The organism is Inquilinus limosus (assembly GCF_002195995.1).
Taxonomy (GTDB): Bacteria; Pseudomonadota; Alphaproteobacteria; order DSM-16000; family Inquilinaceae; genus Inquilinus; species Inquilinus limosus_C.
The window spans coordinates 1-10,974 of record NZ_NHON01000143.1; the positions used below are offsets into that span (position 1 = coordinate 1).

Below are 10,974 nucleotides of genomic sequence, written 5' to 3' on the forward strand. Positions count from 1 at the left end.
ATCCCTTCGACCTGGTGGTCGGGCCGGCCGAGCGACGGCGAGCTGAAGCGGCTGAAGGAGATCCAGGTCGAGCTGGACCGCGCCTGGGACCTGCTGCGCCAGCGCCGCGCCCGCCGCGAATACGGCCAGGACCCGGACGACGCCCATCTCCGCCCCGCCGGCATCGTCCGCACCTATCGCGACGAATGACGGGCCGCGACGAGTAGGGGGCGGGGACAGGCCGGCCCTTGTTCCCCTCTCCCCGAGGAGAGGGGAACAAGGGCCGGCCTGTCCCCGCCCCCTACTCGTCGCGGCCCGTCATTCGTCGCGATAGGTGCGGACGATGCCGGCGGGGCGGAGATGGGCGTCGTCCGGGTCCTGGCCGTATTCGCGGCGGGCGCGGCGCTGGCGCAGCAGGTCCCAGGCGCGGTCCAGCTCGACCTGGATCTCCTTCAGCCGCTTCAGCTCGCCGTCGCTCGGCCGGCCGCGGGCCCACAGCGCCTCCTCCTCGGTCACCAGCTTCTCGATGCGGTTGAGCACGGATTGGTCGGTCGTCACTCTGGCTGGTCTCCCCTCGCGGCCGCGAACGGCCCTTTCCCGAATCGAGATTAGCGCAAAGCGCGGGCCGCGCCAGGGCCTCGCGGCGCCGGGTCGCGCCCCCGGACACCCGGGACGGGCCCCGATCCCGCGGGCCTTCGACCAAGGTGCAATGCAGCCGGAGCCGCCCGCACCTCTCCGCTTGACTCCGGCCGGCTGCGGCATGAACATCTGTTCATCGTGCGAGCAGATTCACAAGCCCGCCCGATCGTCCGTCAGGCGCCGCCGCCCGGTTTGGCGTAGGCTTCCAGCCGGCAGGAGAGCGAGACCGCGGCAGACGCGGCTTTGGAGGAACAACCGAGGAGGCCCACACCATGCCCTGGAAGATGTGCAAGGCCCTGGCCGGAGCGGGCGCGCTGGCGCTGCTGCTGGCGTCCGGGTCGGCGATGGCCCAGCAGAAGCTGACCATCGCCACGGTGAACAACGCCGACATGATCATCATGCAGCGCCTGTCGAAGGACTTCGAGAAGGAGAGCGGCATCGCGCTCGACTGGGTGGTGCTGGAGGAGAACGTGCTGCGCCAGCGCGTCACCACCGACATCGCCACCAATGGCGGGCAGTTCGACGTGCTGACCATCGGCACCTATGAGGTGCCGATCTGGGGCGCGCAGGACTGGCTGCTGCCGATCGACGGCCTGCCGGCCGATTACGACCTGGACGACGTGCTGAAGCCGGTGCGCGACGGCCTGTCGCATGACGGCAAGCTGTACGCCCTGCCCTTCTACGCCGAAAGCTCGATGACCTTCTACCGGAAGGACCTGTTCGAGAAGGCCGGGCTGACCATGCCGGAGCAGCCGACCTACGACCAGATCAAGGAATTCGCGGCCAAGCTGCACGACCCGTCGCACGAGATCTACGGCATGTGCCTGCGCGGCAAGCCGGGCTGGGGCGAGAACATGGCCTTCGTCGGCCCGCTGGTGAACACCTATGGCGGCCGCTGGTTCGACGAGAGCTGGAACCCGACCATCGACACCCCGGCGTGGAAGGAGGCGATCACCTTCTATGTCGACCTCTTGAAGAACTACGGCCCCCCGGGCGCGCCGTCGAACGGCCACAACGAGAACCGCGCCCTGTTCGCCAGCGGCAAATGCGCGATGTGGATCGACGCCACCTCAGCCGCCGGCTACCTGTACAACCCGAAGGACTCGACCGTCTCCGACAAGGTCGCCTTCGCCCAGGCGCCCATCGCCAAGTCGCCGAAGGGCAACCACTGGCTGTGGTCCTGGGCGCTGGCCGTGCCGAAATCGACCAAGTCGCCGGACGCCGCCAAGAAGTTCATCGCCTGGGCCACGTCCAAGGCCTATATCGAGAAGGTCGCCAAGAGCGACGGCTGGACCGTGGTCCCGCCCGGCACCCGCAGCTCGACCTACGCCAATGCCGAGTACCAGAAGGCCGCGCCCTTCGCGTCCTTCGTGCTGAAGGCGATCGAGACCGCGGACCCGAACGACGCCACGGTCGAGAAGGTGCCCTATACCGGCGTGCAGTTCGTCGGCATCCCGGAGTTCCAGGCCATCGGCACCGAGGTCGGGCAGCAGATCGCCGCCGCCCTCGCCGGCTCGGAGACGATCGACGCGGCCCTCAAGGCCTCGCAGGACGCCGCCGACCGCGCCGTGACCCAGGGCGGGTATAAGTAAGCTCCTGATCCCCGACCTGTCCCTGTGAACCCTCCCCCTCCCTTGCGGAGGGGGAGGTAAGGACGGCTTCGCCCGCGCTCCCGCGCAAGGAAAGGACGCACGCCATGGCCGCCATCGCCTCGACCCGGCGCAAGGCAGCGCTGCTCCTCGCCCCCTCGGTCACGGTCCTGATCCTGTGGACCTTCGTGCCGCTGGCGGCGACGATCTACTTCTCGACCCTGCGCTACAACCTGATGAACCCGCTGCGGCGCGGCTTCGCGGGCTTCAACAACTACACCTACCTGCTGACCGACCCGGCCTTCTGGTCGGCGATCCAGAACACGCTGATCCTGGTCGCCTCCGTCCTGGCGATCACCGTGGTGCTGGGCACGCTGATCGCCATCCTGCTGGACCAGCCCTTCCCCGGCCGCGGCATCGTCCGGGTGCTGGTGATCGCGCCGTTCTTCGTCATGCCGACGGTCAGCGCCCTGGTGTGGAAGAACCTGCTGCTGCACCCGGTCTCCGGCGTCCTGACCTGGGTGGCGCGCTCGGTCGGGCTGGAGCCGATCGACTGGCTCAGCCAGGCGCCCTTGGCCACCATCATCATCATCGTCGCCTGGCAGTGGCTGCCCTTCGCCATCCTGATCCTGCTGACCGCGCTGCAGTCGCTGGACCATGAGCAGCGCGAGGCGGCGCGGATCGACGGCGCCGGGCCGATCGCGATGTTCTTCTTCATCGTGCTGCCGCATCTGATGCACGCCATCGGCGTGGTCATCATGGTGCAGACCATCTTCCTGCTGGCGATCTTCGCCGAGATCCTGGTCACCACCAATGGCGGGCCGGGCACGGCCAGCACCAACCTGACCTATCTCGTCTACCGGAACGGGCTGCAGCAGTTCAATGTCGGCGGCGCCTCGGCCGGCGGCGTGGTCGCCGTGATCCTGGCCAACATCGTCGCCTTCTTCCTGGTGCGCGCCTTGGCCCGCACGCTCAAGAAGGGGGGCTGAGCCATGGCCGTGCAACGCAGCCGGACGCAAGCGGTCAGCGTCACCATCCTGGGCTGGGCCGTCGGGCTGGTGCTGTTCTTCCCGATCGGCTGGATGGTGCTGACCAGCTTCAAGACCGAGATCGACGCCTTCGCCACCCCGCCGTCGCTCTTCTTCACCCCGACGCTGGAGAACTATGCCGCGGTCAATTCGCGCATCGACTATGTCAGCTACGCGCTGAACTCGGTCTACATCTCCTTCGGCTCGACCTTCCTGTGCCTGATCCTCGGCGGCATGGCCGCCTATTCGATGGCCTTCTTCCCGACCAAACGCACCGACGGCACCCTGCTGTGGATGCTGTCGACCAAGATGATGCCCGCGGTCGGCGTGCTGGTGCCGATGTATATGGGCTTCCGCGACCTCGGCCTCCTCAACTCGGTCGTCGGCATGATCCTGCTGATGACCCTGGTGAACCTGCCGATCGTGGTGTGGATGCTCTACACCTACTTCCGCGACTACCCGAAGGAGATCCTGGAGGCGGCGCGGGTGGACGGCGCCGGGTCGTGGCAGGAGATGGTGCACATCCTGTTGCCCACCACCCTGCCGGGCATCGTCTCGACCTCGCTCCTGACCATCATCCTGAGCTGGAACGAGGCGTTCTGGAGCATCAACCTGACCGGGCCGGATTCCGGGCCGCTGACCGCCTTCATCGCCTCCTTCTCCAGCCCGGAGGGGCTGTTCTGGGCCAAGCTCTCCGCCGCCTCGACGCTGGCCATCGCGCCGATCCTGGTGCTGGGCTGGCTGTCGCAGCGCCAGCTGGTCCGCGGCCTGACCTTCGGGGCGGTGAAGTGAGCAGGAGCTCTCCCAGGCCTCTCCTTGTGAGTCCCCCCTCCCCTCGCGGGAGGGGGTTGGGGGAGGGGGTTGTGGCAGCAAGCTCCGGCGCGGAGAAGCCGAACGACCTTGTCGGCTGCTCCTATCCATCAAGATCGGCTCCGGCGGATCGAACCCCCTCCCCCTACCCCCCTCCCGCAGGGGGAGGGGGGACTCGGAGGGAGTCGTGCCTGACCATCCCAATCCACCCCGGGACCATCGCCCATCATGGCTGACGGCTACGACTTCATCATCGTCGGCGGCGGCAGCGCGGGATGCGTCGTCGCCAGCCGGCTGGTGACCGAGCGGCGCGCCCGGGTGCTGCTGCTGGAGGCCGGGGGGCGGCGCGGCAGCCGCCTGCTGGACATGCCCGCCGGCTACATGAAGTTCCTGAACCAGGACACCTACCTGACCCTGAACCAGACCGTGCCGCAGGAGCAGCTGGGCGGCCGCGCCCCGATCATCCCGACCGGCAAGCTCCTGGGCGGCGGCAGCGCAGTCAACGCCATGGTCTATATGCGCGGCCGGCCGCAGGACTACGACAGCTGGGATGCCGAGCTCGGCGGCGGCTCCGGCTGGGGCTGGGCCGACCTGCTGCCCTATTTCGTCAAGCAGGAGGGCAACGACCATCTCGGTGCGCCGTTCCACGGCACCGAGGGGCCGCTGAAGGTCTCGCATCTCGGCCAGCACTGCACCATGAGCCGCGCCTTCGTCCAGGCGCTGCAGGGCATGGGCATGCCCTACCGGCCGGATTTCAACGGCGGCGAGCAGGCCGGCGTCGGCTTCATGCAGCACACCATCGACGCCGCCACCCGCACCCGTTGCAGCGCCGTCGCCGCCTTCCTGGCCCCGGTGCTGCGCGACCCGAAGCTGACGGTCGAGACCGGCGCCGTCGTCACCCGCATCCTGGTCGAGCGCGGCCGCGCCACCGGCGTCGACTACGTCAAGGACGGGCAGAGCCGCCGGGCGACGGGGGCCGAGGTGATCCTGGCCGCCGGCGCCTATGCCTCGCCCAAGCTCTTGATGCTCAGCGGCATCGGCCCGGCCGAGGCGCTGGGCCGGCACGGCATCCAGGTCAAGGCCGACCTGCCGGGCGTCGGCGCCAACCTGCAGGACCATCACGAGGTGCCGGTGGTGGCCGCCACCAACGGCGCCTATGGCTATTTCGGCCAGGACCGGGGCCTGCCGATGCTCAAGGCCGGGCTGCAATACCTGCTGTTCAAGACCGGGCCGGTGACCACCACCGGGGTCGAGGCCTGCACCTTCATCGACCCGGACGGCGAGGACCAGAGCGACCCGAAGCTGCAGCTGTACTGCGTGCCGACCGTCTATCTCGACCGCGACGTCACCGGCGTGGCGCCGACCGACGGGGTGACGCTGAACGCCTGCCTGATGCGGCCGAAGGCGCGCGGGTCGGTGGCGCTGCGCTCGGCCGACCCGACCGACCCGCCGCTGATCGACTGCGCCTTCTTCGGCGACCCGGAGGATCTGCGCCTGTCGGTCGCCGGGCTGCGCTTCGCCCGCCGGGTGCTGGCGGCCGACCCGGTGCGGCGGATGGTGACCGGCGAGATCTTCCCCGGCGACGCAGCCACCAGCGACGAGGAGCTGGCGGCGCATTGCCGGCGCACAGTCAAGACCAACTACCACCCGGTCGGCACCTGCCGCATGGGGCCGGAGGGCGACCCGATGGCCGTGGTCGACCGCACGCTGAGCGTGCGCGGGGTGGAGCGGCTGCGCGTCATCGACGCCTCGATCATGCCGCGGGTGACCAGCGGCAACACCAACGCCCCGGTCCTGGCCCTCGCCGACCGGGCGGTTGATCTCATTCCGAACTGATCCCTGTCCGTTGATGGAGACGACCATGTACCGCGAGAAATTCGATCTTTCCGGCCGCGTGGCGGTGGTGACCGGCGGCGGCCGCGGCATCGGCCGGGCGACCTGCGAGGCGCTGACCGAGGCCGGCGCCAAGGTGGTGGTGGCCGAGATCCTGGCCGATATCGGCGCCGAGACGGCCAAGGCGGTGGGCGGCGACTTCATCCATCTCGACGTCACCGACCCCGACGCCGTGACCAAGGCGGCCGACGGCGTCCAGGCGAAGCACGGCCGGGTCGACATCCTGGTGAACAATGCCGGCATGGCCCGCAACAGCGACGCGCTGGAGACCAGCGACGAGGAATGGCGCAAGGTCATGGACCTGAACGTCAACGCCGTGTTCTGGTGCGCCCGCGCCTTCGGCCGGCACATGGTGGCGGCGAAGCGCGGCAGCGTGATCAACATCGGCTCGATGTCCGGCATCATCGTCAACAAGCCGCAGGGCCAGGCGCATTACAACGCCAGCAAGGCCGCGGTGCACCTGCTGACCAAGTCGCTGGCCTGCGAATGGGCGCCGCACGGGGTGCGGGTGAACGCCATCGCCCCGGGCTACATCGCCACCGACATGACCCTGGCCGGCCGCACCAAGACCGAGTGGTACGACCAGTGGATCGAGATGACCCCGATGGCGCGCTGCGGCGAGCCCTGGGAGATCGCCGCCACCGCCCTGTTCCTGGCGGCCGACGCCTCCGGCTTCTTCACCGGCGCCATCCTCGGGCCGGACGGCGGGTACACGGCGTGGTGACGACTTAAGACCGGCTTTGCATTGCCTCTCCCGCTTGCGGGAGAGGTCGGAGACGCGAAGCGGCTCCGGGTGAGGGGAGTTTGTCGAGGCCTGGGCCAGCCCTCACCCGGCCTCGCTAACGCGAGCCCGACCTCTCCCGCCAGGCGGGAGAGGCGACGCGTCGGTTCTGCAAGAGCGTTCCGCCAATCCGACTCGCCTTTGTTCTTATTTTGTTCTAGACTGCCGGCATGGTCGACGCCATGCCCGCACGCCTGATCCGGATCGATGCCGCCCTGGCCGCCGCCTTCGGGCCGCCGCCGCGCTGGCTGTATCCGGACCCGGTCGAGGTGCTGGTCCTCGCGCTGCTGTCCGCCCGCACCCGGGACGAGGTGGCGATGGCCGCCCTCCGCCTGCTGCGCGTGCGCTTCCCGCGCTGGCCGGATCTGCTGGCTGCCGACCCGGCGGTGGTCGAGCGGCTGGTCGGCCGCACCACCTGGCCGGACAAGAAGACCCTGACCCTGCAGGAGGCGCTGCGCGCCCTGCAGGCCGAGCGCGGCGGGCTGGAGCTGGACTTCCTGGCCGGGCTCGGGGTCGCGGACGCGGCCGCCTGGCTGCAGCGGCTGCCGGGCGTCGGCCCGAAGACGGCGGCCTCCGTGCTGCTGTTCAGCCGGCTGCGGATGCGCGCCCTGCCGGTCTCGACCGGGCATCACCGCACCGCCAAGCGGCTCGGCCTGATCTCGCGCCGCGCCGGCGCCGAGGCGGCGCACGAGCCGCTGCTGGCGATGCTGCCGCCCGACTGGGACAATGACCGGATCGAGCGGCTCCACTGGCTGGTCAAGCGCCTGGGCCACGATCATTGCACCGACCGGCGGCCGCGCTGCGGCAGCTGCCCGGTGCGGGAGCTGTGCCCGAGCCGCGGCCGCATCCGCCCCGCGCCGGAGCACCGGGTCCGCCAGCTGGCCCTGCCCTTCCCCGCCCCGGCCGAAAGTCTTCGGGCGCCGCCGGGCCAGATCCGGCCCCGGCCGGCTCCGCTCCGGCCAGGCTTCATCGCCGGCGGCCCGTCGGATTCAGCATCGAATCCTCCGCGCGCCGTCCTTCATTGTGAACAAAACCTGATTTCTTCCCCAAAATCCTCTCCAGCCATGTCCGATCTCTCGTCGATCTGATAACTTTCCGAGAAAAGGGAGTGCTGGGAGGCTCGCCCGACTGCGAGGACGTGAACCCGATTCCCATCTCGGAGGGTTCCCATGCCGCTCATCAGCAACATCGCCTATTCGCCAGACCCGACCAGCGGCCAGGCCCTGGGGCTGGACGTCGCCCTGAACGGCGCCACCCGGCTCGTGGTCAACTGGGGCGACGGCTCCCCGCTGCAGCTCTACCAGGTGGAGCCCGGGAGCAGCTCGATCCACCTGTCGCATGCCTATGCCGATCCCACGGTCGGCACCGTCGTCCTCCGCGCCGGCGGCCCCGGCGTGCCCGACGACCGCGCCACGCTCAATCTCGTGGTCGGCGCGGACGAATCCTACAGCCGCGTCTCCGGCGATCCGGAGTTTGACACCATCCTGCGCGAGAACCCGCTCATCTCCGGCGACGGCAACCTGGTGGCCTGGGCCGACACCATCAACGGCCACAGTGTCTTCGCGATGGTCAAGAACCTGGCCACCGGCACCACTGACTACCTCGGAGTCGGCCGTGACGCCTATCAGTTCGACGGCCCCCCGGTCATGCTGGCAAACGGCGCCGCGGTCTGGGTCTATGAGGGATATCTGGGCATCGCCGGGTATCTTCACCCCGCCTCCCTCTATCTGGCAGCGACCGGCCAGGAGATCACCCTCGAGGACGCCTATCACATCACGGTCACCGATGACGCGAAATACGCCGTCTACCAGTACGACACCGAGTTGGGCTCGGGACAGAACGGCTGGTATCTGCGCGACCTCGATGCCGGGACCAGTGTCTATCTCGGGGCCGATTCCGAATATGACGGCCCGCGCTACCACGTGCATTTCGTCGACGGCCAGCTGGTGGTCGACGACGACAGCACCGGGCAGCAATCGGTCAGCGGCGCGCTGGCCACCGACACCACGGCCGACGGCAGCGTCACCGTGATCGCCACCGACGACGCGCTGGCGCCGGGCGACACCAACAACGGCTCCGACGTCTATCTGCAGGAGAACGGCTCCCCGACCCATGACGGCACCGCCGGGCCGGACGTGCTGCTGCTGGGCGCGGCGAACGACATCGCCGATGGCGGTGCCGGCAAGGATTATCTGGCCGGCGGGGCGGGCGATGACAGCTTGAGCGGCGGCGCCGGCGACGACCTGCTGGAGGGCGGGGCCGGGGCGGACAGCCTGAACGGCGGCGACGGCATCGACACCGCGGGCTACGCCACCAGCCTCGCCGGGGTGCAGGCCAGCCTGGACCGGCCGGCGGGCAACACCGGCGCCGCCGCCGGCGACAGCTATGCCGGCATCGAGAACCTGCTGGGCAGCGCCTTCGCCGACCGGCTGGAGGGGGATGCCGGCGCCAATGCCCTGCGCGGCGGCGCCGGGGACGACCGGCTCGGCGGGCTGGGCGGCGACGACCGGCTGGTCGGCGGCGACGGCGGCGACATCATCTCCGGCGGCAGCGGCAATGACCGGATCTATGGCGGTGCCGGGGACGACCGGATGACCGGCGGCGCCGGGGCGGATGTCTTCGTGATCCAGCCCGGCTTCGGCCGCGACGTGGTCACCGATTTCAGCCACGCGGCCGGCGACGTGATCCTGTTCGACCGCGACGTCTTCGCCAGCTTCGCCGAGGTCATGGCGCATGCCGCCGACTATGGCGCGGACGGCACCGTGATCGCGCTCGACGCCGACGACAAGCTGATCCTGCTCGGCGTCGACCGGGCTTCGCTGGTGGCGGGCGACTTCGCGTTTGTGTAATCCGGAGAAGCGGTTTGCGTTGCCTCTCCCGCTTGCGGGAGAGGTCGGAGACGCGAAGCGGCTCCGGGTGAGGGGAGTTCGTCGAGGCCGGGGCCAGCCCTCACCCGGCCGTCCTGCGGACGTCCGACCTCTCCCGCCAGGCGGGAGAGGCAACATACAAGGGCTCGTTCGCTACGCCGCCAGGCTGGGCGCCGGGCCGACATAGCGGCTGTCGGGCCGCAGCAGCCGGCCGGTCTGCTCCTGCTCCAGGACATGCGCCGTCCAGCCGGCGACGCGGCCGACGGCGAAGGCCGGGGTGAACAGCGACCGGTCGAGCCCGACCGCGTCCAGCACCAGGGCGGTGTAGAACTCGACATTGATGTCGAGCGGTCGGTCCGGCTTGTGCTTGTGCAGCGCCACCAGCGCCGCCTTCTCCACCGCCTCGGCCAACGCGATGCGCGGGCTGGACAGGCCGGCCACCACCGATTTCAGCACATCGGCGCGCGGGTCGCGGGTGCGGTAGATGCGGTGGCCGAAGCCCATCAGCCGGCGGCCGGCCGCGAGCTCCGCCTCGATCCAGCCCGGCGCGGCCTGGGCGCCGCCGATGGCGTCGAGCATGTCCAGCACCGGCCCCGGCGCGCCGCCATGCAGCGGGCCCTTGAGCGCGCACAGCGCGGCGGTGACCGAGGCCACGGTGCCGGCCAGGGTCGAGGCGACGACGCGGGCGGCGAAGGTGGAGGCGTTGAGGCCGTGGTCGGACACGGTGACCAGATAGGCGTCGAGCGCCCGCGCCAGCGCCGGGTCGGCCAGCCTGCCGGCCAGCATGCGCAGCAGGTCGGCGGCGTGGCCGGCCTTCGGGTCGGGCGTGACGGGGGCCTGGCCCTTCGCCTGGCGCACCAGCGCCGCCAGGAACACCGGCATCGCCGCGACCAGGCCGAGCGGTGAACCGTCGGCATCATCGGCCAGGCCGGCGATCATCGCCCGCAGCCCGTCGATCGGCGGCAGCCCGGCGGCGGCCGGCAGCAGCCGCGGCACATGGCGGAAGGCGGCGGCGCGGGCGGCGCCCAGCCAGGCCTTCAGGTCGGCGGTGTCGGCGAAGCCGTCCCACAGCAGCGCCAGAACGCCCTCGAAATCCAGCGTCCGGGCCGCGTCCTCGACCGGCAGGCCGCGGATCACCAGCACGCCGCGCTGCCCGTCCACCAGGCTCATCACCGTCTCGGCGGCGACGATCCCGTCCAGTCCTGTCGTCATCTCGACCTCCTTCTTCGCAGGTGCACAAGAGGTCGATCCGGCGGCATAGGTTGTCAATCTTGATAGATGCGATCAATATATAGACTTTGGAGCAGGTTGGATCATGAGCGGGAGGGCAGGACAGGGATGCGCCGACCCCGACGAGTCCCCCCTCCCCTTGTGGGAGGGGGGTAGGG

Annotated in this window: 10 protein-coding genes; 8 read left to right on the plus strand and 2 right to left on the minus strand. The window is 70.0% G+C overall.

Features of this window, described 5'->3' with window-relative positions; all coding sequences use genetic code 11:
* On the plus strand, positions 1-189 hold a 189-nt coding region (locus BWR60_RS33870), incomplete at its 5' end, for a DUF2630 family protein (RefSeq protein WP_144445852.1).
* A 108-nt stretch (positions 190-297) separates the two neighbouring features.
* On the opposite strand, the gene BWR60_RS37865 is transcribed toward BWR60_RS33870, so the two are convergent.
* Entirely contained in the window at positions 298-537 is a 240-nt protein-coding gene (locus tag BWR60_RS37865; RefSeq protein ID WP_218823808.1) for a DUF2630 family protein, read from the minus strand.
* Positions 538-890: 353 nt separating this feature from the next.
* Here BWR60_RS37865 and BWR60_RS33880 point away from each other — a divergent pair, with 353 nt between their 5' ends.
* The 7 genes from BWR60_RS33880 to BWR60_RS33910 all read left to right on the plus strand — a co-directional run bounded on the left by BWR60_RS33880 (position 891) and on the right by BWR60_RS33910 (position 9,568).
* Complete coding sequence (locus BWR60_RS33880) at positions 891-2,210, plus strand: ABC transporter substrate-binding protein (protein ID WP_088157384.1); 1,320 nt, start codon at positions 891-893, stop codon at positions 2,208-2,210.
* 104 nt (positions 2,211-2,314) lie between these two features.
* A complete protein-coding gene (locus BWR60_RS33885) occupies positions 2,315-3,196 on the plus strand; it encodes a carbohydrate ABC transporter permease (protein WP_088157386.1) in 882 nt (293 codons plus the stop codon).
* Positions 3,197-3,199: 3 nt separating this feature from the next.
* A complete protein-coding gene (locus BWR60_RS33890) occupies positions 3,200-4,027 on the plus strand; it encodes a carbohydrate ABC transporter permease (protein WP_088157388.1) in 828 nt (275 codons plus the stop codon).
* A gap of 246 nt (positions 4,028-4,273) precedes the next feature.
* Positions 4,274-5,881 carry a GMC family oxidoreductase gene (locus BWR60_RS33895; RefSeq protein WP_088157390.1) on the plus strand — a complete coding sequence of 536 codons (1,608 nt, stop codon included), beginning with the start codon at positions 4,274-4,276 and terminating at the stop codon, positions 5,879-5,881.
* Positions 5,882-5,906: 25 nt separating this feature from the next.
* Positions 5,907-6,662, plus strand: a complete 756-nt coding sequence (locus tag BWR60_RS33900; RefSeq protein ID WP_088157392.1) for an SDR family NAD(P)-dependent oxidoreductase — start codon at positions 5,907-5,909, stop codon at positions 6,660-6,662.
* A gap of 239 nt (positions 6,663-6,901) precedes the next feature.
* Complete coding sequence (locus BWR60_RS33905; RefSeq protein ID WP_144445853.1) at positions 6,902-7,807, plus strand: endonuclease III domain-containing protein; 906 nt, start codon at positions 6,902-6,904, stop codon at positions 7,805-7,807.
* Between the two features lie 81 nt (positions 7,808-7,888).
* Positions 7,889-9,568 carry a calcium-binding protein gene (locus BWR60_RS33910; protein WP_088157396.1) on the plus strand — a complete coding sequence of 560 codons (1,680 nt, stop codon included), beginning with the start codon at positions 7,889-7,891 and terminating at the stop codon, positions 9,566-9,568.
* A gap of 171 nt (positions 9,569-9,739) precedes the next feature.
* Here the strand turns inward: BWR60_RS33910 and BWR60_RS33915 are convergent, their stop codons facing one another.
* The gene (locus BWR60_RS33915; protein WP_088157398.1) at positions 9,740-10,798 is read right to left on the minus strand and encodes a citrate synthase/methylcitrate synthase; all 1,059 of its coding nucleotides are present in this window, start codon (positions 10,796-10,798) and stop codon (positions 9,740-9,742) included.
* Between the last annotated feature and the right edge of the window lie 176 nt (positions 10,799-10,974).